This is a genomic window from Brevundimonas denitrificans, assembly GCF_030160755.1.
GTDB lineage: Bacteria > Pseudomonadota > Alphaproteobacteria > Caulobacterales > Caulobacteraceae > Brevundimonas > Brevundimonas denitrificans.
In genome coordinates, this window is record NZ_BSOY01000015.1 from 1 (window position 1) to 24,744 (window position 24,744).

At 69.7% G+C, this 24,744-nt stretch carries 25 protein-coding genes and 1 pseudogene; 15 read left to right on the forward strand and 11 right to left on the reverse strand.

The genetic code is table 11. The features are described from left to right. A pseudogene (locus tag QQJ79_RS05130) lies at positions 1–701 on the forward strand (hypothetical protein); the annotation flags it as partial. Between the two features lie 9 nt (positions 702–710). Here QQJ79_RS05130 and QQJ79_RS05135 read toward each other — a convergent pair. Further along, positions 711–935: a hypothetical protein gene (locus QQJ79_RS05135; RefSeq protein ID WP_284221827.1), complete on the reverse strand. Its 225-nt coding sequence runs from the start codon at positions 933–935 to the stop codon at positions 711–713. A 222-nt stretch (positions 936–1,157) separates the two neighbouring features. On the opposite strand from QQJ79_RS05135, the gene QQJ79_RS05140 reads away from it, so the two are divergent. Next, positions 1,158–1,520 carry an EF-hand domain-containing protein gene (locus QQJ79_RS05140; RefSeq protein ID WP_284221829.1) on the forward strand — a complete coding sequence of 121 codons (363 nt, stop codon included), beginning with the start codon at positions 1,158–1,160 and terminating at the stop codon, positions 1,518–1,520. 6 nt (positions 1,521–1,526) lie between these two features. Here QQJ79_RS05140 and cysQ read toward each other — a convergent pair whose 3' ends face one another. Next, positions 1,527–2,312, reverse strand: a complete 786-nt coding sequence (gene cysQ, locus QQJ79_RS05145) for a 3'(2'),5'-bisphosphate nucleotidase CysQ (RefSeq protein ID WP_284221832.1) — start codon at positions 2,310–2,312, stop codon at positions 1,527–1,529. A gap of 90 nt (positions 2,313–2,402) precedes the next feature. Here cysQ and chpT point away from each other — a divergent pair, with 90 nt between their 5' ends. The 7 genes from chpT to QQJ79_RS05180 all read left to right on the forward strand — a co-directional run bounded on the left by chpT (position 2,403) and on the right by QQJ79_RS05180 (position 7,630). Continuing rightward, positions 2,403–3,059 carry a histidine phosphotransferase ChpT gene (chpT, locus tag QQJ79_RS05150; protein ID WP_284221834.1) on the forward strand — a complete coding sequence of 219 codons (657 nt, stop codon included), beginning with the start codon at positions 2,403–2,405 and terminating at the stop codon, positions 3,057–3,059. A 100-nt stretch (positions 3,060–3,159) separates the two neighbouring features. After that, positions 3,160–3,531 carry a response regulator gene (locus QQJ79_RS05155; RefSeq protein ID WP_284221836.1) on the forward strand — a complete coding sequence of 124 codons (372 nt, stop codon included), beginning with the start codon at positions 3,160–3,162 and terminating at the stop codon, positions 3,529–3,531. 4 nt (positions 3,532–3,535) lie between these two features. Beyond that, positions 3,536–4,351, forward strand: coding sequence for a CheR family methyltransferase (locus tag QQJ79_RS05160; RefSeq protein ID WP_284221839.1), 816 nt, complete (start codon positions 3,536–3,538; stop codon positions 4,349–4,351). A gap of 309 nt (positions 4,352–4,660) precedes the next feature. Further along, entirely contained in the window at positions 4,661–4,882 is a 222-nt protein-coding gene (locus tag QQJ79_RS05165; RefSeq protein WP_284221841.1) for a hypothetical protein, read from the forward strand. Beyond that, complete coding sequence (locus QQJ79_RS05170) at positions 4,879–5,274, forward strand: hypothetical protein (RefSeq protein WP_284221842.1); 396 nt, start codon at positions 4,879–4,881, stop codon at positions 5,272–5,274. The genes QQJ79_RS05165 and QQJ79_RS05170 overlap by 4 nt, the downstream gene beginning before the upstream one ends. Positions 5,275–5,302: 28 nt before the next feature. Beyond that, positions 5,303–7,177 carry a M20/M25/M40 family metallo-hydrolase gene (locus QQJ79_RS05175; RefSeq protein WP_284221844.1) on the forward strand — a complete coding sequence of 625 codons (1,875 nt, stop codon included), beginning with the start codon at positions 5,303–5,305 and terminating at the stop codon, positions 7,175–7,177. A 6-nt stretch (positions 7,178–7,183) separates the two neighbouring features. Continuing rightward, positions 7,184–7,630, forward strand: coding sequence for a MaoC family dehydratase (locus QQJ79_RS05180; protein ID WP_284221846.1), 447 nt, complete (start codon positions 7,184–7,186; stop codon positions 7,628–7,630). A 4-nt stretch (positions 7,631–7,634) separates the two neighbouring features. Here QQJ79_RS05180 and QQJ79_RS05185 read toward each other — a convergent pair whose 3' ends face one another. The 4 genes from QQJ79_RS05185 to QQJ79_RS05200 form a co-directional block, all read right to left on the reverse strand. Next, positions 7,635–9,182 carry a bifunctional GNAT family N-acetyltransferase/carbon-nitrogen hydrolase family protein gene (locus tag QQJ79_RS05185; protein ID WP_284221848.1) on the reverse strand — a complete coding sequence of 516 codons (1,548 nt, stop codon included), beginning with the start codon at positions 9,180–9,182 and terminating at the stop codon, positions 7,635–7,637. Between the two features lie 90 nt (positions 9,183–9,272). Then, positions 9,273–10,499: an efflux RND transporter periplasmic adaptor subunit gene (locus tag QQJ79_RS05190; protein WP_284221850.1), complete on the reverse strand. Its 1,227-nt coding sequence runs from the start codon at positions 10,497–10,499 to the stop codon at positions 9,273–9,275. Positions 10,500–10,503: 4 nt separating this feature from the next. Next, positions 10,504–12,888 carry an ABC transporter permease gene (locus QQJ79_RS05195; protein ID WP_284221852.1) on the reverse strand — a complete coding sequence of 795 codons (2,385 nt, stop codon included), beginning with the start codon at positions 12,886–12,888 and terminating at the stop codon, positions 10,504–10,506. Next, entirely contained in the window at positions 12,885–13,562 is a 678-nt protein-coding gene (locus QQJ79_RS05200; protein WP_284221854.1) for an ABC transporter ATP-binding protein, read from the reverse strand. The genes QQJ79_RS05195 and QQJ79_RS05200 overlap by 4 nt, the downstream gene beginning before the upstream one ends. A gap of 448 nt (positions 13,563–14,010) precedes the next feature. On the opposite strand from QQJ79_RS05200, the gene recA reads away from it, so the two are divergent. Further along, entirely contained in the window at positions 14,011–15,093 is a 1,083-nt protein-coding gene (recA, locus tag QQJ79_RS05205) for a recombinase RecA (RefSeq protein ID WP_055827892.1), read from the forward strand. A 265-nt stretch (positions 15,094–15,358) separates the two neighbouring features. Here the strand turns inward: recA and QQJ79_RS05210 are convergent, their stop codons facing one another. Then, positions 15,359–15,706 (reverse strand): DUF393 domain-containing protein, encoded by a 348-nt coding sequence (locus QQJ79_RS05210; protein ID WP_284221858.1) that lies wholly within the window; start codon positions 15,704–15,706, stop codon positions 15,359–15,361. A 133-nt stretch (positions 15,707–15,839) separates the two neighbouring features. Here QQJ79_RS05210 and QQJ79_RS05215 point away from each other — a divergent pair, with 133 nt between their 5' ends. After that, positions 15,840–16,310, forward strand: a complete 471-nt coding sequence (locus tag QQJ79_RS05215) for a hypothetical protein (RefSeq protein ID WP_284221859.1) — start codon at positions 15,840–15,842, stop codon at positions 16,308–16,310. Between the two features lie 92 nt (positions 16,311–16,402). Next, on the forward strand, positions 16,403–19,066 hold the full coding sequence (gene alaS / locus QQJ79_RS05220; protein WP_284221880.1) for an alanine--tRNA ligase: 2,664 nt from the start codon (positions 16,403–16,405) through the stop codon (positions 19,064–19,066). Here the strand turns inward: alaS and QQJ79_RS05225 are convergent. The 3 genes from QQJ79_RS05225 to QQJ79_RS05235 form a co-directional block, all read right to left on the reverse strand. Further along, the gene (locus tag QQJ79_RS05225) at positions 19,063–19,623 is read right to left on the reverse strand and encodes a DUF2939 domain-containing protein (protein ID WP_284221860.1); all 561 of its coding nucleotides are present in this window, start codon (positions 19,621–19,623) and stop codon (positions 19,063–19,065) included. The two genes, alaS and QQJ79_RS05225, sit on opposite strands and share 4 nt — an antisense overlap. A gap of 77 nt (positions 19,624–19,700) precedes the next feature. Continuing rightward, positions 19,701–20,375, reverse strand: coding sequence for a DUF2939 domain-containing protein (locus tag QQJ79_RS05230; protein WP_284221861.1), 675 nt, complete (start codon positions 20,373–20,375; stop codon positions 19,701–19,703). Positions 20,376–20,578: 203 nt separating this feature from the next. Then, positions 20,579–21,796, reverse strand: a complete 1,218-nt coding sequence (locus tag QQJ79_RS05235) for an NADP-dependent isocitrate dehydrogenase (protein WP_284221862.1) — start codon at positions 21,794–21,796, stop codon at positions 20,579–20,581. A 189-nt stretch (positions 21,797–21,985) separates the two neighbouring features. Here QQJ79_RS05235 and QQJ79_RS05240 point away from each other — a divergent pair, with 189 nt between their 5' ends. The 3 genes from QQJ79_RS05240 (at position 21,986) to QQJ79_RS05250 (ending at position 24,228) form a co-directional block, all read left to right on the forward strand. Further along, positions 21,986–22,147, forward strand: coding sequence for a hypothetical protein (locus tag QQJ79_RS05240; RefSeq protein WP_284221863.1), 162 nt, complete (start codon positions 21,986–21,988; stop codon positions 22,145–22,147). Positions 22,148–22,255: 108 nt separating this feature from the next. After that, entirely contained in the window at positions 22,256–23,326 is a 1,071-nt protein-coding gene (locus QQJ79_RS05245) for a DUF1176 domain-containing protein (RefSeq protein ID WP_284221864.1), read from the forward strand. Continuing rightward, the gene (locus tag QQJ79_RS05250) at positions 23,323–24,228 is read left to right on the forward strand and encodes an NAD(P)/FAD-dependent oxidoreductase (protein ID WP_284221865.1); all 906 of its coding nucleotides are present in this window, start codon (positions 23,323–23,325) and stop codon (positions 24,226–24,228) included. Before QQJ79_RS05245 ends, QQJ79_RS05250 begins: the two co-directional genes overlap by 4 nt. 295 nt (positions 24,229–24,523) lie before the next feature. Here the strand turns inward: QQJ79_RS05250 and QQJ79_RS05255 are convergent, their stop codons facing one another. After that, positions 24,524–24,682 (reverse strand): hypothetical protein, encoded by a 159-nt coding sequence (locus tag QQJ79_RS05255; protein ID WP_284221866.1) that lies wholly within the window; start codon positions 24,680–24,682, stop codon positions 24,524–24,526. Positions 24,683–24,744: the final 62 nt, after the last annotated feature.

Sequence of the window (24,744 nt, forward strand, 5' to 3'; positions counted from 1 at the left end):
TGGACCGGGCTGCGCTCGGGCTCGAAGCCGGGGTGGCGCGCCGCGACGGGCGACTGCTGGACCAGGCCGGGCGCGACCTGCGGGTGCTCGTCGAATCCGCCTCGCCGGACTACCGGCCCCTGACCCGGGCCCGCGCGCTGGCGCTCGCCGGCGCCGGATTGATGGCGCTGGCCCGTCTGGCGAAGGACGAGGCCGCGACAACCCAGGGCCAGGCCCTGTTCGCCGCCGCCGCCGACCAGTTCACCCCCGATCACAGCCCGCTGGATTGGGTGGCCGTGCAGCTGGCCCCGGCCGACGCCGATACGCCGCTCGCGCGGTTGATCCAGGCCGAGTCCCTGACGCGTGAACCCGGTCTGATCCTGGGCGCGCTCGCCCGTGAAAGGCGGCTTGCGGCCGAGACGGCCCTCGCCGAGGCCATGGGCGATGTCGAGAGCCTGACCGGGCTGGAAGCCGTCGTCCGGCGCGGTCTGGCCGAGTCCGCCGGGGCCCAGCCGCTGGAATGGGTCGCCGACCAGATCGGCATGGCGCATCTGGCCCTGGCCAAGGCGCGGCTGACGGCGACCGAACCGCGCGCCGTCGGCATGATGTTGGCCGAGGCCATGGAGACCGCCCGCGAATGGGGCGCTCCCGCCCTGATCCGGCGCGCGACGGCCGCGATGCCTGAAACCGTCGGCTTCCAGCGCTCCAGCCCCTCAGACTAGGCTCAGGGGTCAGGGGTCAGGATTGATCGTGATCTCGACCTCGCGGCAGTTGTTTGAGACCAGGACATAGACGCAGTGGTAGGACCCATCCGGGTTCACAACGCACTGCGGCACCCAGGTCTCGTCGCAAACCGTGGCCTTCGGCGGCGGAGCCTGCTGTGCGAGTGACGGGATGGCCGTCAGCGTGGCGGCCGCAAAGAGCGCTCCCGCAACCAGTCTCGAAAAACCCTTCATCGTCGCCTCCTGCGTTAACATTCCATTAACGTTTAAGGTGATCGACAATTCTTTATGCAGTCAAGAGTTGTTCTCTCAAAAGTGGCGTGCCGCCGGCCCCGTTTCGCACCGGCCTGAGCGAGAGCGCCGCTTTCAGACGCTGCCGTCCGCTAGTCCAAGGTTCTCTTAGGCCTTCCTTAACCGCCAACGGCGAGCCTGTGGTTGCAACCACGGAGGATCGCCATGCTTTCCGCGCTTTTCGCAACCGTACTGATATGGGGCGATCCGTCCTCGGCGCTGAGCCCGGGAGCCCGGGCGACGATCGGCAGCTCAACCCATTTCGTCAGCAAGGATCCTGCTGAGCTGGAACGGCAGTACCGCCGCAGCTTCGAGCTCACCGACCGCAACGGCGACGGCTATATTGATCTTGCCGAAGCTCCCATGGCGGAACGGGGACATCAGAACGCAGACGGCGATCGCATCGCGGAAGAGGCGAGCAACTCCCTGTGGGTGCGCCTCATGGACACGGGCAGCGACGGGCGAGTCGATTGGCCGGAAATGAGAGCCTATCTGATGCCCATAGGCATGCGCGCCAACGGCCTGTAACCCGCGTCAGCCTCCCAGCGCCACGAACCCGCCGTTGCCGAAGCCCGGCTTGCCGTATCGCAGCGGCTGACCATCCCCGGACATGACCCGGCCGCCGGCGGCTTCCAGCACCGCCTGACCCGCTGCCGTGTCCCATTCCGAGGTCGGGCCGGTGCGCGGATAGGCGTCGAACCTTCCCTCGGCGATCAGGCAGAATTTCAGCGACGAATCCATGCCCTGCCACTGGACGCAGCCGTGGCGCGAGGCCAGCCGTTCGGCCTCGACGTCGGTCATGGAGTGGCTCATCACCGCCATGGGCGAGGCGGGCCGGTTGCGCACCTTGATCGGCTGCCAGCTTTCGCCGAACCGGCGGCGGAACGCGCCCGCGCCCGGCGCCCCGCTGCGCCAGGTGGTCGCCGTCGCGGGGGCCGTGACCACCCCGGCCACGGGCGCGCCCTTGTGGATCAGGGCGATATTGACGGTGAAGCTCTCACGCCCTTCGACGAAGCCCCGGGTGCCGTCCAGCGGATCGATCAGCCAGAACCAGTCCTCGGCCGAGGCGGGCAGACCGTCGGCGGCGACGGCCTCTTCGGCCACGGTCTGAACGCCCGGATACAGGATCGCCAGACGTGCGAGGATCAGGGCCTCGGCCTCCTGATCGGCGCGGGTGACCGGACTGTCGTCGGCCTTGGACTCAGCCACCACCCCGTTGCGCCAGTAGGGCAGAATGACCCGCGCGGCGTCCTCGGCGAGGTCGGCCAGGGCCTCGGTCAGTGCGCCGGACGCGAGGTCGGCGGTCAGTCGTTTACTCATGCCCGCCGGATTAGAGCATCGGACCGGTTTCGCGAACCGGCAAATCAGGTCAGCGTCCGGCCAGTTTCAGACTGTTGCGCGCAAGGCCCGATGACCGACACCGCCCCCGCCACCCCCCTCCCCGACGGCCAGGCCTTGGCCGCCCTGATCGCCGGCAAGCTGTGCCACGATTTCATCAGCCCGGCCGGCGCGATCAGCTCAGGCCTCGACCTGCTGAAAGACCCCACGGCCCAGGACATGCGCGACGACGCCATGGGGCTGATCGAGGCCAGCGCGAAGAAGATGGTGGCCTTGGTCGCCTTCGCCCGCGTGGCCTTCGGCGCGGCGACCTCATCCGAGCGGTTCTCGGGCGCCGAGCTGGGTGAGCTGGTCTCCGGCCTGACCGAGGGCGGGCGGGCGACGCTGACCTGGACCGTCGCGGACACGAGCTATTCCAAGGCCCAGTCGCGGGCGCTGGTGAACCTGGCCTATCTGACCATGGCCGCCCTGCCGTCCGGCGGGGTGGCGACCATCGCGACGCGGACCGACGGCGCCGCCCTGGTCATCGAAGGTCTGGCCGAGGGCGCCCGCGCCCGCCTGAAGGGGGAGGCCGTCGCCGGCCTGGCAGGCCAGCCGCTGTCCGAGGGCCTGCCAGGCCAATGGATCCAGCCCTACTGGCTCTGGCTGACCGCCCGTGACGCCGGCGGCTCGCTGGATGTGCAGGCCGAGGAGGGGCGGGTCGTGCTGACCGCCCACATGCCTAACTGACACTTAAGCCGGTTTCCCAAGGAGTCATTAACCGGCGCGGGCCGATTATAGGCCCTGTGTACACGCGGGCGTTGTGCGTTCTTGCATTGGAATCCTGATCTTGACCCCCAGAACCTGTCTGATCGTCGATGACAGCCGGATCATCCGCAAGGTTGCGCGCCGCATCGTCGAGGGGCTCGGCTTTGAGGTCGACGAGGCCGCCGACGGGTCCGAAGCCCTCGCCTTCTGCGGCGGGGTGATCCCGGAGGTCATCCTGCTGGACTGGTCAATGCCTGTGATGGACGGCATGACCTTCCTGCGCCGCCTGCGCGCCCTGCCCGGCGGCATGGCCCCCAAGGTCCTGTTCTGCACCATCGAGACCCGCGCCGAGCGCATCGCCGAGGCTCTTCTGGCCGGCGCCGACGACTATGTGATGAAGCCGTTCGACGGCGAGATCCTGACCTCGAAATTCGCTGAAGTGGGGGCCGTCTGACCCCATGAGCCCGGACGACTTCGATCGCCTGCAATCGCTGATGGCCTCGCGCGCGGGCTTCCGGCTGACGCGCGACCGGATGAAGCTGGCCGAACACCGGTTGGGGCCGGTGGCCCGGCGCGAGGGGTTCGAGACCGTCGATGCCATGCTGGGCTCGCTCTGGGCCAGGCCCGTCGCCAGTCTCGGCTGGGCCGTGATCGAGGCGCTGCTGAATCCGGAGACATGGTTCCGGCGCGACCGGGTCAGCTTCGACACCTTGGGCAAGGAACTGCTGCCCGCGCTCGGCAAGGCCCGCGGCGGCCAGCCGGTCAAGATCTGGTCCGCCGGCTGTTCGACCGGCCAGGAGGCCTGGTCCCTGGCCATCGCCGCCCAAGAAGCCGGCGTCGCCGTCGAGATCGTCGCCACCGACCTGTCCCAGCGCGCGCTGGAGAAGGCCCGGTCCGGCGCCTACACCGGGTTTGAAATCCAGCGCGGCCTCAAGGCCGAGACCATGCTGCGCCATTTCGACCAGGCCGAGGACGCCTGGATCGCCCGCGCCGAGCTCCGCGCCATGGTCCATTTCGCCCGGGCCAATCTGGTCGACGCCCCGACTGACGCTCACCAGTTCGACATCATCTTCTGCCGCCATGTCCTGGGCGACGCCGATCCGGCCCGGCGCGGCGAGATGTTCGACAACCTGGAACGGCGGCTGATCGACGACGGCTGCCTGTTCCTCGGCCCCGACGAGCAGCCGGAGAACGACAGCATCGCCTTCCGCCCGGTGGCCGGCCGTAAGGGCCTGTTCGTCAAATCCCCGGCGGCGCTGCGGCGGGTGGCCTGAGACGCTAACCGGGCCTCCGCAAGGCGGGGGCCAACCCTGTCCCGCGCGCCATCTCCCCGCTCTCCGGTCCCGGCAGCCCCTCGCCTGGCGTACGCTTACCGACACAGCAACGAACCGGGGGCCTCGCGGTTATACGCGGGAACCGCCTGGGGAGGCTTGCTTGATCGTTCGTCGCTACAGGGGCCGGGGCCGGACGGCCAGGAGTGAGGAACCGCGCCAGAGGCGCGGCTGGGTCTATCGTGTGTTCATGGCGTGGTTCGCGAAAGGGCGGCGGGTCCGGCTCTAGCTGGAGCCGCTGGTTCGACGCCCATGGCGCCAAGGGAAATCATCCTCGCTGCGGCGATCGGAACGCGGCTGATCGAGGTCAGGCACGAGATGCCGCGCGGCGTGTCGGTGTCGCGCTATCTGCTCACCCGCCCCGGCGCGAGAGAACCAAACAGGTTCACGACCCTGCGCAAGGCCCGCGCCGCCTTTCGGGCGCAGATCGCCGGGCTCCCCTGCAGCGTCCCGACAGGGACGCAGGACGCGTGAGAGCCGGCAAGTCGGAGCTTCCCTTCCCCCAGCGGGTCGCCCGCGTCTGGGGCGGCCTGAATGAGATCGTGCGGACCGGCGGCGACGCTGACGCTGCGGTGGCGGCCTTCTTTCAGGTCACGGTCGAGCAGCTGGACGCATGGCGCGCCGCCGAGGGTCGTCACCGATGCCCCGGCGTCACCACCAGAGGGCATGGTTGCCGGAACTACGCCTCGTCTGTTGTCGACTATGATCCGCGCGCCTGGGTCGCTCGCGACCCGAATTTCTGCCCGACCCATTTGCATTCACAGCGGGAGCCGGCGGTAGCGCGCCCTGCCCCGCCGGAGCCCGCTCCGCAGACCGTCGATCGAAACCCCTCAGCCGAGGATGACGCCGGCCTCACAGCCCGCTAGCCTGCCCCTTCATCGGGGAGGATGACTCATGCGGTTGCTATGGCTGGTCGGGTCGTTGGCGCTCGCGCTGCTGATTGCGGTGCTGACCTTGCAGGTTCCGGCGCCGGCAGGCGTCGGCGCCCCGGTCGCCGCCTTCTCGGCCGGACGGGCCATGGCGGACGTCCGCGAGATCGCCCGCCGGCCGCATCCGGTCGGTTCGGCCGACCATGCGCGGGTCCAGGCCGTCTTGCTGCAACGGATGGCGGCCCTGGGTCTGCAGACCTCGACCCAGACCGGCGCCCTCTCCCCCGCGGCCGTGCGCCGGCTCGAGCGGGAAGGCGGCTCAGTGGCCGGGGTCGAGCTGACCAATCTTATCGGCGTCCTGCCCGGGCAGGATCCCCGCCTGCCCGCCGTCGCCCTGATGGCCCACTACGACACCGTCCCCGACTCCGCCGGCGCGGCCGACGACAGCGCCGGCGTGGCCGCCATCCTCGAGGCCGTCCGCGCCATCCGCGCCCGCGGGCCCGCCGACCGCACCCTGGTCGTGATCCTGACCGACGGCGAGGAGCTGAACCTCGACGGCGCCCGCGCCTTCTGGGGCGGCCACCCCCTGCGCGACCGCATCGGGGCGGTGGTCAATCTCGAGGCGCGCGGCGGCGGCGGCCGGGCCATGATGTTCGAGACCGGGCGCGGCAACGCCGAAACCATCAGCCTGTTCGCCCGCGCCGGGGCCCGGGCCACCGGCGGCGTCTCGTCCAATTCGCTGGCTGTGTTCGTCTATGAGGCCATGCCCAACGGCACCGACTTCACCATTCCCAAGGACCGCGGCGTCCAGGGGATCAATCTCGCCTTCATCGGCAGACCGGAACAGTACCACGCCCCCGTCTCGACCCCCGGCGCGCTCGACCAGGGCAGCGTCCAGCACATCGGCTCGCAGGCGCTGGAGACGGCCGACGCCCTGTTGCGCGCGCCGGCCCTGCCCGCCGCCACCGCCAATCTGGTCTATGCCGACCTGTTCGGCCGCGTCGTCGTCGGCCATGCGCCGATCATGGGATGGGGCCTGCTGGGACTGGCCTTCCTCGGCCTCGGCCTCGCCGTCTGGCGCGCGCGGTCGCACGCGGGCCTGACCTTCGCCGACGCCGGGCGAGGGGCGGTCGACGGCCTCTGGTTCCTGTCGACGGGACTGGTCCTGACCCAGCTCGTGCGCCTGCTGGCCGGGCCGCTGTCAGGACGGGCCGAAAGCGCCGACGCCTACTACACCCTGCTGGCCCGGCTGCCGTGGATGGAGGCGGGCGCCGCCCTGACCGTGCTGGCCGTGGCCCTCGCCCTGTTCGGCGGCCGCACGCGCCTTGATCGCCGCATCGTCGCGGGCGTCATCGCCATCGCCGCCGTCGCAGCCGTCATCCTTGGCGGGCTGAACCCGATCGTCATCGGCGCCGCGGTCATCGCCGCCGGCCTGTCGCTGTTCCCCGGCCTCGCCGCCCGCTCGACCTGGGGCGGCTGGACGGGCCTGATCGGCCTGATCCTGATCCTCGCGGCAGCAGCCCAGGCGCTAGCGCCCGAGGCCGCCTTCCTGTTCGTCTGGACCGGCCTGCTGGCCGCCGTCGCCGCCGCCCTGGCCGCCTTCCTGGACCCCGGCCTGGCCCGTCCCGGCTCGCTGGCCCCCGCCGCCGTCGCCGCCGCGCTCGGCGCCGGATGGATCATGGCCCAGGCCCACACGGTCTTCCTCGGCATCGGCATGGATATGCCGGGCGTACTGGTCCTGCTCGGCCTGCTGGTGCTGATGCTGATCCGGCCGCTCAGCCCGGAACAGGGCCTGGCCCGGCCCCTGCTGGTCGCCGCCGCGGCGGCCCTGATTCTCGGCGCCAGCCTGTCGGTCGCGGCCCAGGTCACGGAGCCGATGATCGCGGCCAGCACGGCCTGACCGATGATGGCCTCGCCCCTCTGGCTCGAAGACCTCCACGTCGGTCAGACCTTCGTCAGCGACCCCGTCACCGTGACAACCGAGGCGATCAAGGCCTTCGCCGCCGAGTTCGACCCCCAGCCCTTCCACCTCGACGAGGAGGCCGCCCGCGACACCCTGTTCGAGGGCCTCGCGGCCAGCGGCTGGCACACGGCCGCCCTGACCATGCGCATGCTGGTGCAGTGTTTCCCGCTGGCCGGCGGCCTCGTCGGCGCCGGCGGCGAGACCACCTGGCCCCGCCCGACCCGGCCCGGCGACGCCCTGACCGTCCATGTCGAGGTGCTGGAGATCACCCCGTCCCGCTCCCGCCCCGACCGCGGCATGATCCGCACCCGCAGCACCACGCGGAACCAGCACGGCGAGGCGGTCCAGATCTCGACGGTCCGCATCGTGGCGTGGCGGCGGCCGGCCTGAAGCCTCAACCCCCGTCCGTCCACACCGTCTTGTAGAGATCAAACCGCCGGTCCCGCAGATTCCGCACCGTGCCCTGCGACTTGGCCCAGGCCAGGTCCGACAGGTCGAGGTCGGCCACCGTCACCGTCTCGACATTCTCGCTGGCCTCGGCCGCCACCCCGTCCCGCGCGAAGGGAAAGTCGCACGGCGTCAGGATGCAGGACTGCGCGTACTGGATGTCCATGTTCTCGACGTTCGGCAGATTGCCGACATTGCCCGACAGGATGACGTAGCACTGGTTCTCGATCGCCCGCGCCTGCGAGCAGTAGCGCACCCGCAGATAGCCCTGCCGGTTGTCGGTGCAGAAGGGCACGAACAGCAGCCGCGCCCCCTCGTCCACCAGCCGCCGCGCGAGCTCGGGGAACTCGGAGTCGTAGCAGATCAGCACCCCGATCGGCCCGCAGTCGGTGGGGATGGCGTGCACCCGGTCGCCGCCCTTGATGTTCCACCAGTGCCGCTCGTTCGGCGTCGGGTGAATCTTCTCCTGCTCGTGCACCGAGCCGTCGCGAAGGAAGACATAGGCGACGTTCTGGATGTCGCCGTCGTCCGTCTGCGTCGGATGGGAGCCGCCGATGATGTTGATATTGTACTCGACCGCCATCTTGCGCATCGCCTCGACGAAGCGCGGCGTATAGCGGGTCAGGGCCTCGATCGACTCCACCGGGCTCAGCTTCTTCGACTCCAGCGACAGCAGCTGAAGCGTGAACAGCTCGGGGAAGACCACGAAATCGGATCGGTAGTCCGAGGTCACATCGACGAAATATTCGATGTTGGCGATGAACTCCTCGAAGCTGGCGACCTTGCGGGCCTGCAGCTGCACCGTCGCCACCCGCACCGTCTCCTTGACCGCGAAGGCCGCGCCCCGGCCGTGCGTCTCAGTGTAATAGGGATTGCGCCAGACCATGTGCGCCGCATGGCCCATCGAGGCCGTGTCCGAGGTCAGGTAGTTCTCCAGCACCCCGATCGGCTCGAAGCCCGAGCGCATGTGGAAACCGATCACCGGATCGTTCAGCTTGCGCGCCGTCACCGCGTCCAGATATTCGCGCGCGTCCGGATAGGCCGCCTTGCGCCGCGCCAGCCCCGGCATCCGCCCGCCGAAGACGATGCCGCGCAGGTTCTCGGCCTCGCACAGGTCGCGCCGCGCGTCATACAGCCTCTGGCCGATGCGCAGCCGCCGCCGGTCGGGATCGACGCATACCTCCATGCCGTAGAACCAGTCGCCGACCGGATCGTGCCGCGCCGCGTATCCGCCGCCCGTGATCTGGGTCCAGGTGTGCGGCGCCATGGCCGTCTTCTCGTCGATGCGGAAACCGGCGGCGTAGCCGACGATCTCGTCGGCGTATTCGACCACGAACTGGCCGTCGGGGAAGGCCGCGATCTGGCCGCGCAGCATGCCCGGCGTATAGGCCGGCATGTCCTTGTAGACCTTGGCCACGAGGGCCGAGATGGCGTTCACATCGGCCAGTTTGGCGTTGCGGATGGAGAGGACGGCGGGCTTGGAGGGTTTTGTCATCCGCCCTGAACGCATGGCGAAGCTTGAGGATCAATCCCTGGCCGGCGGTCCTACAGGTCATTTTTGTCCTGACCCGCGCCGGGCCCCGCCCTATTCAAGGCCGGGCGAGGAAGACCGGACCCTTACCGCCATGCCGTCCGAAATGGACTGCCCCGGATGGAGCACCACCCGCTCGCCCGGCCTCAGCCCGGCGCGAACCTCGGCGAGGTCGCCATTGTTCTGGCCGATCTCGACCCGCTGCAGGCGGGCGCGGCCGCCCTCGACCTTGAACACGGCCCACTGTCCCTCGTGCCGGAACAGGGCGGCCACGGGCGCCCGGACCACCGACTCGGCCTGCCAGACCGTCACCGCCGCCTCGACCCTGTACCCATGACCCACCGCCGCCCAGGCCGCGGGAGGATCGACGGGATCGATGATCACATTGACCCGCTGCTCCTCGACGCCGAGGGCCGAGATCTTGAGGAAGCCATACGGTTCGACCTGCCGGACCCGACCCTGAAGCGCCGGGCCGTCGCCCCAGGCGTCGATCACGGCCGGCGCCCCCTCGGAGATCCGCGCCGCGTCGCTCGACAGCAGTTCGGCGACCACCTCGAGATCGCGGGGGTCGCCGATCTCCATCACCGGCGCGCCCTGGACGACCACGCTTTCGCTCTCCTGCAACACCCGCAGCACCCGGCCTGTCACGGGCGCGCGAATGGACACGGCGCGGGCGCCGGAACCCGCGGCCGACGGCTCGATCAATCGCACGCGAGCCGCCTCGAGGGCCGCCTGCCGCACGCCGACGCCCGCCCGGGCGTTGCCGACGGCGGCGGCGGCGGTGCGGACATCGAGGCGGGCCCGATCGAGGGCGCTCCGGGAGGCGATATCGGCGGCGAATAGGGTCTCGGTCCGTTCGGCCTCGATCCGCGCATGGGCCAGCCGGGCCTCGACGCCTTCCAGCTCGGCGCGGGCGAGGGCCAGGGCGGCTTCGGCCGAGCGAACCCCGGCCTGGATTTCCAGCCGGGACCGCGCGTCCACGAAGATCGCCGGGGCCGGCTGGATTGTCGCGATCACCGCCCCGGCCTCGACCCGTTCGCCCGCGCGGTTGCCGATCCGAAGCAGCCGGCCCGACACCGGAGCGGACACCACATAGACGTTCCGCGCCCGCGTCCGCGCCTCGTCGCGAACCGCGACCGTCAGCGCACCCCGGCTGATCTCGCCGAGGTCCACGAGGACCGGCCGCGGCCGGAAGGCGAAGACCAGCAACCCGGCCAGCGCCAGCGCGGCGGCGACCCAGAACAGGGTCCGGAATTTGAGATTGAACCGGTTGATCTTCATGGCGCTACTCTCCGGTCTTCAAGGCTTCGGCCAGATCGAGCCGGTCGATCTGACTTCGCACCATCAGGCTCGCCACGACGGTGATGACCAGCACCACCGCCCCGGCCATGCCGAAGGTCGCGGGCGCGACGGCGAAGGGCAGCCGGAACAGATCCGAACTCATGGCGTGGGCCAGATACCAGGCGAGACCGGCCCCCGCCGCCGCGCCCAGCGGCAAGGCCAGAAGGGTCAGAAAGGCCACCTCCCCCAGCAGTATGTAGGACACGTCAGCGCGGGAAAAGCCGAGCACCCGCAGCGAGGCCAGCTCGCGCCGGCGCTCGGCGAAGGAAATGCGAACCGTATTGTAGACCACGCCCGAGGCGATCAGGCCGGCGAAGAGGAAGAAGGTCAGGATGGAGCGGCCGAGATTCTCGTCGAGCATGGCGGCCAGGCGTTTGACGGCCTCCGCCTGCAGACCCACGCCGGCGACCGACGGGGTTTCCTTCAGGCGCGCATAGAGACTCCCGGTCCGGTCGGCGTCGACCGTCAGCCAGGCGCCCGACACCAGCGCCCCCTCTTCCAGGGCCCGGTTCAGATCCTCGATCCGCATCCGCGCCCCGGAGCCGACATAGCTGGCGGTGACGGCCGAGACCGGCAGCGCCAGCAAGGGCCGCCGGCCTTCCGTGACCTGCGCCTCGACGGTGTCCCCGGCCTCGATCCCGAGCTTGGCGGCCAGGTCGCTGGACAGGACCAGCCCGCCGGGATGCGGCTGGACCGGCCGGTTGTCCGTGTCGACCATCCGCGACAGGGTCCCGTCCAGCGGCGCGCCGGTGATCACCGCCCGCTCCTCGCGCGCGCCGTGGCGCAGGCGGACCGGGACGACGCGAAACGGCTCGGCGGCCAGCACCCCGTCCTCGCGGGCGAGACTGAACAGGGCGGCGCGCGACCGGGGCTCGACGAAGCTCACCGACACATCGTGGGGGTTCGATACGTTGAAGCTGGAATCGATCATCACCTCGATCCCGTCCATCATCGACAGGGTCCCGATCAGAAGGGCGCCCGAGGCGGCGATCCCGGCCACGGTCAGGGCCGCGCGCCAGGGCCAGCGGATGATCTGGCGCAGGATCATGCGCGACTGCTGGTCCAGCACCCTCATCCGGGTGATCCACGCGCCCGCGACCTTGGAATAGTCAGGCGGCGGCGCGGGGGTCATGGCTTCCGCCGGGTTCAGGGCCGCGGCCCGCCGCACGGCCAGGGCCGCGCCGCCCATGACCGTCAGCATCGCCACGCCGATCACGGTGGCGTAGTCGGCCGGGTCGGCCTGAAACAGCAGGAAGGGAAAGCGGTAGTATTCCATATAGAGCTCCGCCATGCCCCGGCCGAGCCATATCCCCGCCGCGCCCCCGATCAGCACCCCCGTCGCCGCTATGACGGCGACCAGTTTGAGATAGTGGCCGATGATGTCGCGGTCGCGGTAGCCGAAGGCCTTCAACAGTCCGATGCCGGCGCGCTGGACGGCGATCAGCCTTGAAACCACGACATTGACCAGGAAGGCCGCCACCAGCAGGAAGACCGGCGGCAGGACCCGGCCCATGGTCGCCAGCTGGTCGATCTCGCTGGATACGAAGGCGTCCGATATCTGGTCGGCGCGGCCATAGGCGCCCGGCGCCCCATAGGGCTCGAGAAGACGGTCCAGACGGGCGATCACCGCCGGCTCCGAAGCGTCGCGAGAGAGGCGCACCACCGCCTCGTTGAAGGCCTCGTCCTGGTTGACGGCCTGCGCCAGGGCACCCCGTCGCATCCAGAGCACGCCGAACAGGCGGTCATCGGGCACGAACTGGCCCGGGCCGATGGCGTAGACATGCTCGGGCGACAGGGCGATCCCGACCACGGTCAGGCGCCGGCGACCGCCGTAGAGGGTGGCCGGAACCGTGTCGCCGATCTCCAGCCCGTGCGCGTCGGCGAAGGCCTGGAGCACGACCGCCTCATCCCTCTGTCCCGCGACCGGCAGACGGCCGCGCACCAGATGGAGCCGATTGACCGCCGCCTCGCCCACGTCCGGCAATGACAGGACCTCGCCGGTCGCGGGGGCGCTCATCCCCTCCATGGCGAAGAGCGCCGGAACGCGGATGCGGGTCGTCGCGGCCTGGACGCCGTCGATGGCCCGGATGTCGGCGATCAGACGCTGGGGCGCGCGCACAGTCGGGGCCCACAGGTCCGCGAACAGATAGCGCTCATAGTAGGCCCGTCGGGTCTCCTGCAGCGAACTCAGCATTCCGGCGGCGAGCAGATGGACGGCGACGCCCCCCGCGATGACGAAGGCGATCGCGAGCGCCTGGGTCTTCATGCCCCAGAGCTCCCGCACCAGCTTGCGGTCCAGCGCCCCCATCCAGGCCGGAAGACGGTTCACCAGGAGATCTCCCCGGGCGCCCGCTTGTCGGCGTTCTCGCGAACCTCGCGCACCCGCCCGTCGGCGAAGATCACCACGCGGTCGGCGATGGCGGCGATGGCGGCGTTGTGCGTGATCAGCAGGGTCGTGGCGCCGAGGGTGTCGTTGACCGTCTTGAGCGCCTCCAGCACCAGAATCCCGGTCGCCGAATCCAGCGCGCCCGTCGGCTCGTCGCAAAGCAGCACGGACGGCTGTTTGGCCACGGCGCGGGCGATGGCCACGCGCTGCTGCTCGCCGCCGGACAGCTGGGCCGGAAAGTGATCCAGACGGTTCTCAAGACCGACCATGGCTAGGGCCTGTTCCGGGCTCAGGGGAGCCTCGGCGATCTCGGTGACGAGGGCCACGTTCTCGCGCGCCGTCAGGCTCGGCATCAGGTTGTAGAACTGGAAGACGAAGCCGATGTGCCGGCGGCGATATTCGGTCAACTGGTGCTGGTTCGCCCGGCTGATGTCCTCGCCGCGGAACAGAACCTCGCCCTCGGTCGGGATGTCCAGCCCGCCGAGGATGTTGAGAAACGTCGACTTGCCGCTGCCGGACGCGCCCAGCACCACGACCAGTTCGCCGTCGGGCAGATCGAGATCCACGCCGCGCAGGGCGTGAACCGCCGCGGCGCCGGCCCCATAGACCCGGGTCACGCCGCGGGCGCGAAAGCACAGCGGGTGCGGCGGCGCCCGTTTATCCTCGGAGCCTGTCATCGGCCGGGCGGGCGCCCTGGGTCGCCCGGCGCGTGTGATTGTCTCGTCCATTGTGGCATGAGGGCAGGATCCGGGCTGGTTCTCGCAATATGCCAGCGAACGAACCCTCGACCCGTGATCTGGATCAAGCCGTGCTGGGAACCGGCCCGGCCGGCGAGCGTCAAGGACCGTTCCAGACCGTCCGCCGCCGCCTCACGATCCGGCGGGCGGCGACCCTACGTCAAAATCGGTCGTATCCGGCCGGCGTTCAAAAAAGAACATATTGGCAACCAGAACAAACCATGCACATAGTGCCGCTCACAAAGGGAGTGGGTCACGGTCATCGGACCGAAGGCGGGCCTCTCCTCCAGAGTACCCAGCGGGAATCATGGCAAGGGAGAGCGGCAAGGTGGCGGCACAGGCGAATCTGAAATTGGTGACCCGGGACGACGGCGATAAACAGCGGGCTCTGGAGGCGGCGATCGCCCAGATCGACCGCGCCTTCGGCAAGGGCTCGGTGATGAAGCTCGGCAAGGGCGGGGTGGTGGCGGAGATTCCGTCCGTCTCGACCGGCTCCCTGGGCCTCGACATGGCGCTCGGCATCGGCGGCCTGCCGCGCGGCCGGGTGATCGAGGTTTTCGGGCCGGAAAGCTCGGGCAAGACGACGCTCGCCCTGCACACCGTGGCCGAGATCCAGAAGGCCGGCGGCACCGCCGCCTTCGTCGACGCCGAACACGCGCTCGACCCGGGCTACGCCCAAAAGCTGGGCGTCAACCTCGACGACCTGCTGGTGTCCCAGCCCGATACGGGCGAGCAGGCGCTCGAGATCGTCGACACCCTGGTCCGCTCGGGCGCCGTGGACATCGTGGTGGTCGACTCCGTCGCCGCCCTGACGCCGCGCGCCGAGATCGAGGGCGAGATGGGCGACAGCCTGCCCGGCCTGCAGGCCCGTCTGATGAGCCAGGCCCTGCGCAAGCTGACCGCCTCGATCAACAAGTCGCAGTGCATCGTCCTGTTCATCAACCAGATCCGTCACAAGATCGGCGTCATGTACGGCTCGCCCGAGACGACGACGGGCGGCAATGCGCTGAAATTCTACGCCTCGGTCCGCCTCGACATCCGCCGCACCGGCGCGATCAAGGACCGCGACGAGGTCGTCGGCAACACCACCCGCGTGAAGGTGGTCAAGAACAAGGTCGCCCCGCCGTTCCGCGAGGTCATCTTCGACATCATGTACGGCGAAGGCATCTCCAAGCTCGGCGAGATCATCGACCTGGGCGTCAAGGCCGGCATCGTCGAGAAGTCCGGCAGCTGGTTCTCCTACGACAGCCAGCGCATCGGCCAGGGCCGCGAGAACGTGCGCGCCTTCCTCAAGGCCAATCCCGACATCGCCGACTCGATCGAAAAGGCCGTGCGCGCCTCGACCACCAAGATCGCCGAGGAACTGCTGGGCACGCCCGAGCCGGACGAGGGCCAGGACCTGGAGGGGTAGGGCCGGCCATTCCTCCCTTTCAGGGAAGGGGGACCGTCGGAACGACGGTGGAGGGGCGTGTCCTTCGCACCGAGCCTGCGGTCAGACCCCTCCACCACGCTGCGCGTGGTCCCGTCGGCGGATCGGCTCCGCCGACCCTCCTCCACCCCCTGCGGGGGAGGCATGAACCTTCTCCGGCCGGGTCCCGCGACCCGCCTCGACCCCCGCGGGGCCGGGCCGGACGGAGCGGGCCGCCTGGTCTCCACCCGGACCGGGCGGCCCTTTTTTATCGTCGAAGCCGACGGGCCAGCGCCGGACGAATCCGCAGAAAGGCGATGTACAGCCGCTCCAGCAGCCCCAGCACCATCGTGTTCCGCGCCGCGAGGCCGAACGGCCGCAACAGGGGTATGGCGCGCCACATGGCGGCGAAGGCCGCGGCGCCCGACAGCATGGCCCCGTCCTCGCGCGCATGGAACCGGGCCAGCAGTTCGGCCCGGTCGAGCGGGCAGCTTCCCTGACCGTTCGCCACGTCGGTGAAGGCGATGGCGCCGCGCCGGTCCAGCCTGCGCATCACAGCGATCTCGCGCCGGCACAGGGGGCAGTCGCCGTCAAACCAGACCTCAAGCGTGGACATGGGCGCATCCTACACCTCCGTCGGCCCTCACGCCCGGCGATGCCCGGTCGTGCGGCGATCTGTCCGGAGCCCGTCCCCGCCCTCTTGCACCGGCCCGCCACCCGCGCGAACGTCACACCCAAGGGAGCCCGCTATGACCGACGTCGCCAGCACCGTGACCCTGGCCCGCACCGCTCTCTACGCCGGCCTGCTGGCCGGGGCGCTCGACATCAGCGCCGCCATCATCACCAATCTTCAGGTTCCCGCCCGGGTCGTGCTGCAGTCCGTCGCCGGCGGCTGGCTCGGTCCGGCGGCGTATCGCGGCGGCTGGCCCACGGCCTGGCTCGGTCTGGCCTCCCATTTCGCCCTCATGCTGGTCATCGCCGTCATCTTCATCGCCGCCGCCGCCGCCTTCCCTGCGCTGCGCCGCTTCTGGTTCCCCGTCGGGGTAGCGTTCGGCGTCGCGGTCTGGCTGGCCATGACCTTCCTCGTGGTGCCGATGTCGGCCTCGACGCTGACGCCGCCCGCCGACCTGATGACCGCGCTGAAACCCGTCGCGGTCCATATCCTGGCCGTGGGCCTGCCCATCGCCTGGGTGGCGCGCCGCATGCTCGGCGCCGGCTGAGCCGTCACCATCACGGGCGGGTGATGCATTGGGGCTGAAACCCCTATATGACGCCCGTTCCCCGTTTCTCCCCCGACCGAACGCGCACCGTCATGTCCAGCCTCAAACAGATCCGCTCGACCTTCCTCGACTATTTCGCCGCCGACGGGCACGAGAAGGTCCATTCGGCCCCGCTGGTGCCGCAGAACGACCCGACCCTGCTGTTCGTCAATGCGGGCATGGTGCCGTTCAAGGACTATTTCACCGGCGCCTCGACCCCGCCCTGGCCCCGCGCCACCAGCTCGCAGAAATGCGTCCGCGCGGGCGGCAAGCACAACGATCTGGACAATGTCGGCTACACCGCCCGGCACCTGACCTTCTTCGAGATGCTGGGGAATTTCTCCTTCGGAGACTATTTCAAGGAACACGCGATCGATCGCGCCTGGAACCTGGTCACGAAGGATTTCGGCCTCGACCCGAACCGCCTGCTGGTCACCGTCTATATCGATGACGACGAGGCCGCGGCGATCTGGAAGAAGGTCACCGGCTTCAGCGACGACAAGATCATCCGCATCGCCGGCTCCGACAATTTCTGGGCCATGGGCGACAACGGCCCCTGCGGGCCCTGCACCGAGATCTTCTGGGACTACGGCGACCACGTGCCCGGCGGCCCTCCGGGTTCGCCGGATGAGGACGGCGACCGGTTCGTCGAGATCTGGAACAACGTCTTCATGCAGTTTGAGAAGGAGAACGACGAGATCGTCCGCTCCCTCCCGAAGCCCAGCGTCGACACCGGCATGGGGCTGGAGCGCATCGCCTCGGTCCTGCAGGGCAAGAATTCTGTCTTCGACACTGACCTGTTCCAGACCCTGATCGCGGCCTCGGCCGACGCCACCTCGACCGATCCCAACGGCGCCATGGCCGCCAGCCACCGGGTCATCGCCGACCACCTGCGCTCGTCGTCCTTCCTGATCGCCGACGGCGTCACCCCCTCGAACGAGGGCCGCGGCTATGTGCTGCGCCGGATCATGCGCCGGGCCATGCGTCACGCCCACCTGCTGGGCGCCGCCGACCCCCTGATGCACCGGCTGGTGCCGACCCTCGTCGCCGAGATGGGCGAGGCCTTCCCCGAGCTCAAGCGCGCCCAGGCCTTCGTCGAAGACACGCTGAAGCAGGAAGAGATCCGCTTCCGCACCACCCTCGGCCGCGGCATGGGCCTGCTGGAGGACGCCTCGCGCGACCTCGGCGAGGGCGGCGTGTTGTCGGGCCAGACCGCCTTCACCCTCTATGACACCTACGGCTTCCCGCTCGACCTGACCCAGGACGAGGCGCGCCGTCGCGGCTTCACCGTCGACACCGACGCCTTCGACGCCGCCATGAACGAACAGAAGGCCCGCAGCCGCGAGCATTGGACCGGGTCGGGCCAGACCGCCTCGACCGGCGAATGGCTGGCCCTGCGCGACCGGCTCGGCCCCACCGTCTTCACCGGCTATGACGCAGTCGAGGGCACGGGCGAGGTCCTCGCCATCGTGCGTGGCGGCGCCTCGGTCGACGAACTGGCGCCCGGCGAGACCGCCGAGGTCCTGTTCGACCAGACCCCCTTCTACGGCGAGGGCGGCGGCCAGGCCGGCGACAAGGGCGAGATCGAATGGACCGACGCGCACGGCGAGACCGGCGCGGGGACCGTCCTCGACGTCCAGAAGCATGCCGGCGACCTGTTCGCCCACCGCATCGAGGTGACCTCGGGAACCCTCGCCATCGGCGCCCGCGCCCAGCTACGCTCCAGCGCCGCCGCCCGCCTGACCACCCGCGCCAACCATTCCGCCGCCCACCTGCTGCACAAGGCCCTGGCCAATGTGCTGGGCGGCCATGTGGCCCAGAAGGGCCAGATGGTCGACGCCGAACGCCTGCGCTTCGACTTCAGCCACAACGCCCCGGTCACCGAGGACGAACTGGCCCGGATGGAGGATGAGGTGAACGCCGTCATCCGCCAGAACCTGCCCGCCGAAACGAAGATGATGGGCCCGCAGGAGGCCATCGCCGCCGGCGCCGTCGCCCTGTTCGGCGAGAAATACGGCGACGAGGTCCGGGTGCTGACGCTCGGCCGCGCCCTGACCGGCGAGGGCCCCTACTCCGTCGAACTGTGCGGCGGCACCCATGTCGCCCGCACCGGCGACATCGCCCTGTTCAAGATCGTGTCGGAGACCGGCATCGCCGCCGGCGTGCGCCGCATCGAGGCCCTGACCGGCGAGGCCGCGCGCCAGTATCTGCTGGCCCAGGCCGGGGTGGCGAAATCGCTGGCCCAGTCGTTCAAGGTCCAGGTCGCCGACGTCCCCGCCCGCGTCGAGGCCCTGGCCGCCGACCGCCGCGCGCTGGAGAAACAGGTCGCAGAGCTGAAGAAGCAGCTGGCCCTCGGCGGCGGCGGCGCCTCCGCCAACGCCGCGCCGGAGGAGATCAACGGCGTCAAGCTGATCGCCCGCGTCCTCGACGGCGTCGACGGCAAGGGCCTGCGCGGCGTGGCCGAGGACTTCCGCAAACAGGTCGGCTCGGGCGTCGTGGCCCTGGTCGGCGTGACCGAGGGCAAGGCGGCCATCACCGTCGCAGTGACCTCGGACATGGCGGGTCGCGTCAACGCCGCCGACCTCGCCCGGGTCGCTGTGATCGCCATGGGCGGTCAGGGCGCCGGCGGCAAGCCGGATTTCGCCCAGGGCGGAGCCCCGGACGGGTCGAAAGCCGAAGAGGGCCTCGCCGCGGTGCGGGCGGCGCTGGCGGGTTAGGCCTCCGGCCCCGTCTGCAGGTCCACCGCCGCCAGCTTCCAGTCGAACAGGCCGCGGCGCTCCAGGATCAGGGCGAGGTGGTCGTCCGGCTGGTCCCGGTCGGTCAGGGTGACGGCGAATTCGTTCAGGCTGCGATAGCCCCAGGACTGGTGGATGTCGTCGCCATCGGCCTCGTCCCCGGCCGGTTCGGGCGCGGGGCGGCGTGTGGGATCGGGCGCCTCGGCCGTGGTGACCATGTGCGCGACCACCTCAGGCGTGACCAGAGTGTCGACCGCCCCGGACAGGATCATCGGCGCCAGCATCATCCCGAGGCCGCCGAGACCGCTGTCGGTCACGCGCGGATCGCGGCTCATGCGCGCCATCAGTTCAGCGTTGAGCTCGGACTTCAGGCTTTCGCGCAGCGACGGAAAGTCGACCAGCGTCTCGATCCTGTCCTCATCCCCGGCCTTGGCCGCGCGGATCAGGGCCTGCGCCGCCAGCACTGGCGCGGCGGCCCAGGCGATTCCGAACAGGGCCAGGGCCCCGACGGCGACGCCGACGATCAGTGATCTGTTCATGCAACCCTCTGGCGTCGTAACGCCTCCCTACCGCTACGGTTGCCCGAGTCGCGCAGGGCCGCCAAGGGTGCAAGGGATCAACCGCCGTTCTTGCCGCTCCCGCGGACCGTCGGAGCAGGCGGGGCGGCGGCCGCCGGCGCGACGCCATCGGGCAGACCGATATGGACCAGCTTCCACTCGAACGGCCCCTTGCGCTCGAAGGTGAAGACCGTCTCGGACCCGCCCTCGTCAGCGACGCTCATCCGGGCGCGGTTCATGCCCCAGTAGACCGGCTTCGGCATCGGACCGCCGGTGTCGGCGTTGTCCGGCGAAGGCAAGCCGCCTTCGACGCGCTGCGAGGCGTACCGCCCCTCGCCGCGGGTCAGGGCCGCAATGGCCGCGGGGGTCAGATAGGCGTCGACGTCCGGCGCGGGAGCCGCCGTCGCCTGTTCGATCTGGCGTCGGACGGCGCCGATGGGGTCTTCCATGAAGGACGGCGCCGGAGCCGAAGCGGCCGGATCGCCGTCGAGTTGCGGCCGCAGGGACTGGCGGACGGCGGCATAGTCGATCAGTCGTGAAAGCCCGGCGACGTCGCTGGCCTCGGCCGCCGAACGGATGCCGAAGAATGCGACAGCCGGGGCGGCGAAGAAGACGAACACCGCCATCAATACGGCGAACAGGATCAGCTTGCCGAACAGCCCCCCGCCCCCGCGCCGGCGCGTCTGCTTCCGGGCCCATACCGGCTGATGGTGCTCTTCGGTTGGCGCGTTCAAGGCCGTCCTCCCTCGTGAGAGGACATCATGCACGAACCCGTCGCGGGCTCAAACGAAAGGCCCGCCGGACGCGAGTCCGGCGGGCCTCCCTTGGTTTGGCCGCGGTCAGAGGGCTCCGCCTTCTCGACCCGACGCGGCCTCGCGCTTCGCGCATCCCGTGCGCTCAAGCAGCGAGCGACCGCGTCGCTGGCGTTAGCGCCCTTCTAGGATGCCTTCATCGCCGCGGTCAGGTTCTCGGCCACCTTGTCGAGGAAGCCCTCGGTGGTCAGCCAGCCCTGCTGATCGCCGACGAGCAGCGCCAGGTCCTTGGTCATGTAGCCGGCCTCGACGGTCTCGACGACGACGCGCTCCAGCGTATCGGCGAAGGTGGCCAGCTCGGCGTTGCCGTCCAGCTTGGCCCGGTGCGAGAAGCCGCGGGTCCAGGCGTAGATCGAGGCGATGGAGTTGGTCGAGGTCGCCTCGCCCTTCTGGTGCTGGCGGTAGTGGCGGGTGACGGTGCCGTGCGCCGCTTCCGACTCCAGGATCTTGCCGTCCGGCGTCATCAGCACCGAGGTCATCAGCCCCAGCGAGCCGAAGCCCTGCGCCACCACGTCGGACTGGACGTCGCCGTCGTAGTTCTTGCAGGCCCAGACGAAGCCGCCCGACCACTTGATGGCCGCGGCCACCATGTCGTCGATCAGGCGGTGCTCATAGGTCAGGCCGGCGGCCTTGAACTTGTCGGCGAATTCCTTGTCGAAGACGTCCTGGAAGATGTCCTTGAAGCGACCGTCATAGGCTTTGAGGATGGTGTTCTTGGTCGACAGATAGACCGGGAAGTTGCGGCCCAGACCGAAGGCGAAGCTGGCGCGGGCGAACTCGGTGATCGAGTCATCGAGGTTGTACATGCCCATGGCCACGCCGGCCGAGGGGAACTGGAACACCTCGTGCTCAATGACCTTCCCGTCGTCGCCGGTGAAGGTCATCATCAGCTTGCCGGGGCCGGGGACGAGGAAGTCCGTGGCCTTGTACTGGTCGCCGAAGGCGTGACGGCCGACGACGATCGGCTGGGTCCAGCCGGGCACCAGACGCGGCACGTTCGAGCAGATGATCGGCTCGCGGAAGACCACGCCGCCGAGGATGTTGCGGATCGTGCCGTTCGGCGACTTCCACATCTTCTTGAGGCCGAACTCCTTCACCCGCGCCTCGTCGGGGGTGATGGTGGCGCATTTCACGCCCACGCCGTGCTTCTGGATCGCCTTGGCCGCGTCGATCGTCACCTGGTCGTCGGTGGCGTCGCGGTGCTCCATGCCCAGGTCGTAGTAGTCGAGCTCGACGTCCAGGAAGGGGAAGACCAGCTTGTCCTTGATCATCTGCCAGATGATGCGGGTCATCTCGTCGCCGTCGATGTCCACGATGGGATTGGCGACCTTGATCTTGGCCATGCGGTGTTCGCCTCTGTCTGGAAGGGGGAGTGTGGCGGGCGGTATAGCGGGGCGCGCGGGCTGGCGCAAAGGGCACGGTCGGGCCGGTTAACCCTCATTTCGCAAAGGCTTCTGCGGCCAAGCTGAACCCTATCCCGCCGGCCTCGTTTCAGCATCCTGACAAACGCCTTTCGGGTACGGGGGAATCTCTTGAGATCAGAAACCACGGCGCTGGTTCAGCGCTGGATCATCGCGTTTTCCGAGACGCCCATCCTGATCGACCACGATCTGATGCAGCGCGTGCTGAGCGAATACGACGCCCGGGTCGCGGACACCGGCAGTGCGCCGTCGGTCTCCCGTTTGACGGACTGACAAAGCGGACGCTTCCCTCGCAGATTCCGGTTATCGTTCGGAAGGGCGGCGGCCTGCGGGATCAGGGGATGGACCATGCGCAATCCTGGAAGAACTTGTCTTGCGGCCATGACGCTGGCCGCCTGCAGCCCTGCGGATCAGGCGCCGGCGGCTTCCGTCCCTGCACAGGCGACCGCGAGCGACCCTGGCGCGCCCGCCTCGGCGGCGCTTAGCGAAAGCCGCAAATTCCGCGACTGGCTGGCTGTCTGCGACAACGTCAACGACTGCGTCGCCTTCGGTCCCGCGAGCGAGGGCACGGGCTGGGTCCGGGTTGGGTCGGCCCCCGGCCCGGATGGCGCGCGGACGGTGACGGTCGGCTTCTGGCCTTCAGGCGGCGACGGCCTGACCGGCCCCATCACCTTGACCCTGGACGGTCGGCGCCACATCGCGACGCCGGTCGCCGGGGACCATGATCCCGTCAGTACAGCAGAAGTCCGCGCGGCCGACGCAGCCGCGGCCGCCTCAGATCTGGCGGGCGGACGGACCCTGACGCTGGCGGCGGGCGGCGAGACGGTCCCGATATCGTTGTCGGGCGCGGCGGCGGCCCTGCTCTGGATCGACGAACGTCAGGGACGGCTGGACACCGTGACGGCCCTCGTCCGCAAGGGACCCCGTCCCGCCACCTCCGTGCCCGGCGCGCCCGCGGCGCCGCCTGTGGTCGCCGCGCCGCCGATCGCCCAGACGGGGTTCGGCGACACTGGCCAGACCCTGCCCCCCGCGCTGGAGGATGTCCCCGCCGTCAAGGCCTGCCGGGCCGAGACCGGCGGAACCGGGTTGAGCGACGCGGTGATGTCGGCGCGGCTCGACGCCTCCACCGAACTCTGGGCGGTCCCCTGTTTCGCCGGGGCCTACAACATCGGCCACGACTGGTATCTGACCGGACCGAACGGGCGGAATCCCCGGGCCGTCAGCCTGCAGTCCGCGGACGGCGAAAGCGGCGCCGGCACGATCAACGGCGGCTACGACGCCGGCGCCCGCACCCTGACCGCCTTCTCCAAGGGGCGGGGCATCGGGGATTGCGGCACGGCCTCGACCTGGACCTGGACGGGCCGCGCCTTCGTACTCAGCGCGGAAACGGCGATGACCGAGTGCTGGGGCGTCCCGGTTGATTACTGGCCCAGCACATGGCGCACGCGGTGAACGATCCCGAAATCCTGATTGTCGGCGGGGGTCCGGCGGGGCTGACGGCGGCGACCTATCTGGCGCGGTTCCGGCGGCGGGTTCTGGTGGCGGACGGCGGCGCGCCGCGCGCCTGCTGGATTCCGGTCAGCCACAATATGCCCGGCTTTCCGCAGGGGATCACCGGCGACTCCATCCTGAAGCGAATGACCGAGCAGGCCCTGGAATACGGCGCGGTCATCGAGGCTGGGCGAATCGAAAGCCTGTCGAAGGACGCCGGCGGTTTCATCGCCCGCCTGAACGGCCGCGAGGTGCGGGTGCGGGCGGTCCTTCTGGCCACCGGCGTGATCGACCACCATCCCGACCTGCCGGGCGTCGAACGCGCCATCGAGCGCTCGCTGGTCCGCATCTGCCCGATCTGCGACGGCTATGAAGCGATCGACAAGGCGGTGGCCGTCATCGGCCAGGACGACAGGGGCCTGCGCGAGGCGGCCTTCCTGCGCACCTATTCCGACCGGGTCACCCTGATCCATATCGGTCCGCCGGAAGCCCTGGCCGCGACCGCTGAGCTCGACCGGTTGGGGATCGAACTGATCCGCGCGCCGATCGACAATGTCAGGCTGGAGGGCGACCGTGTGACCGCGCTGAGCTGGGGCGGAGCTTTTCGCACTTTTGATCTGGTCTATTCAGCGCTCGGAACCTCGCCGAACGCAGCGCTGGCCGAGGCCCTCCAAGCGCGGACGGGCGAGGACGGGCGTCTGGTCGTCGATGCCCGGCAGCAGACCAGCATTGACGGCCTGTACGCGGCCGGCGACGTGGTCCGCGGCCTGAATCAGATCGCGGTGGCCTCGGCCGAGGCGGCCGTGGCGGCGACGGCCATCCACAACGCCCTGCGCGAGGCGGACGGCTGGACGCTCGGCTGAGGCCAGACACGGCTCGACCCGAACCCCGGAAGCAGGAGACTCCGGAGTTCGGGCCACGACCCGGGGAGGGGCCGACGGTCACGGGCGGGGGAAGGGTGGTCTCCTGCGGCGGACCGGATTCTGTGGGGCGTCAGCGGGTCGTGGGCGTGAGGATACGCGACGGCGTGCGCAGACGCTGACGGGTCCGGCTGCGGCGCCAGTCCTTCAGGACCTCGGCCCAACCCCATGGGGTTTCCTTATGGGTGTGGTGCGCTTCTTCCATCCTCGCCTCCCTGGATCGAGCTTTGGTGATTTGTCAGGCGGACCAGCCGGCGGGCGACCGTCCGCTCCAGGGCGTCACGACCAGTCCGCGCGAACGGGCGTCGGACCGGCGCTTCATGCGGGCCGCCACGCCGACCATGGCGCTGAACCAACCCGATGAGTCTTCCCTGTGGGTGCTGTGGACGTTTTCCATCACGACCTCCTGTGTTGTGGTTGCGATGACGAATATCTAGGCTTGACGGCGTGGCCCCACAA

What these genes read in the sequence shown, in the direction of transcription:
- QQJ79_RS05215 (WP_284221859.1), top strand. Translation starts at nt 15,840, where the DNA reads ATGACCGACGTCGCCAGCACCGTGACCCTGGCCCGCACCGCTCTCTAC.
- QQJ79_RS05255 (WP_284221866.1), bottom strand. Translation starts at nt 24,682, where the DNA reads ATGGAAAACGTCCACAGCACCCACAGGGAAGACTCATCGGGTTGGTTC.
- QQJ79_RS05135 (WP_284221827.1), bottom strand. Translation starts at nt 935, where the DNA reads ATGAAGGGTTTTTCGAGACTGGTTGCGGGAGCGCTCTTTGCGGCCGCC.
- QQJ79_RS05165 (WP_284221841.1), top strand. Translation starts at nt 4,661, where the DNA reads ATGGCGCCAAGGGAAATCATCCTCGCTGCGGCGATCGGAACGCGGCTG.
- QQJ79_RS05160 (WP_284221839.1), top strand. Translation starts at nt 3,536, where the DNA reads ATGAGCCCGGACGACTTCGATCGCCTGCAATCGCTGATGGCCTCGCGC.
- cysQ (WP_284221832.1), bottom strand. Translation starts at nt 2,312, where the DNA reads ATGAGTAAACGACTGACCGCCGACCTCGCGTCCGGCGCACTGACCGAG.
- alaS (WP_284221880.1), top strand. Translation starts at nt 16,403, where the DNA reads ATGTCCAGCCTCAAACAGATCCGCTCGACCTTCCTCGACTATTTCGCC.
- chpT (WP_284221834.1), top strand. Translation starts at nt 2,403, where the DNA reads ATGACCGACACCGCCCCCGCCACCCCCCTCCCCGACGGCCAGGCCTTG.
- QQJ79_RS05180 (WP_284221846.1), top strand. Translation starts at nt 7,184, where the DNA reads ATGGCCTCGCCCCTCTGGCTCGAAGACCTCCACGTCGGTCAGACCTTC.
- QQJ79_RS05235 (WP_284221862.1), bottom strand. Translation starts at nt 21,796, where the DNA reads ATGGCCAAGATCAAGGTCGCCAATCCCATCGTGGACATCGACGGCGAC.
- QQJ79_RS05225 (WP_284221860.1), bottom strand. Translation starts at nt 19,623, where the DNA reads ATGAACAGATCACTGATCGTCGGCGTCGCCGTCGGGGCCCTGGCCCTG.
- QQJ79_RS05245 (WP_284221864.1), top strand. Translation starts at nt 22,256, where the DNA reads ATGACGCTGGCCGCCTGCAGCCCTGCGGATCAGGCGCCGGCGGCTTCC.
- QQJ79_RS05185 (WP_284221848.1), bottom strand. Translation starts at nt 9,182, where the DNA reads ATGACAAAACCCTCCAAGCCCGCCGTCCTCTCCATCCGCAACGCCAAA.
- QQJ79_RS05140 (WP_284221829.1), top strand. Translation starts at nt 1,158, where the DNA reads ATGCTTTCCGCGCTTTTCGCAACCGTACTGATATGGGGCGATCCGTCC.
- QQJ79_RS05175 (WP_284221844.1), top strand. Translation starts at nt 5,303, where the DNA reads ATGCGGTTGCTATGGCTGGTCGGGTCGTTGGCGCTCGCGCTGCTGATT.
- QQJ79_RS05210 (WP_284221858.1), bottom strand. Translation starts at nt 15,706, where the DNA reads ATGTCCACGCTTGAGGTCTGGTTTGACGGCGACTGCCCCCTGTGCCGG.
- QQJ79_RS05190 (WP_284221850.1), bottom strand. Translation starts at nt 10,499, where the DNA reads ATGAAGATCAACCGGTTCAATCTCAAATTCCGGACCCTGTTCTGGGTC.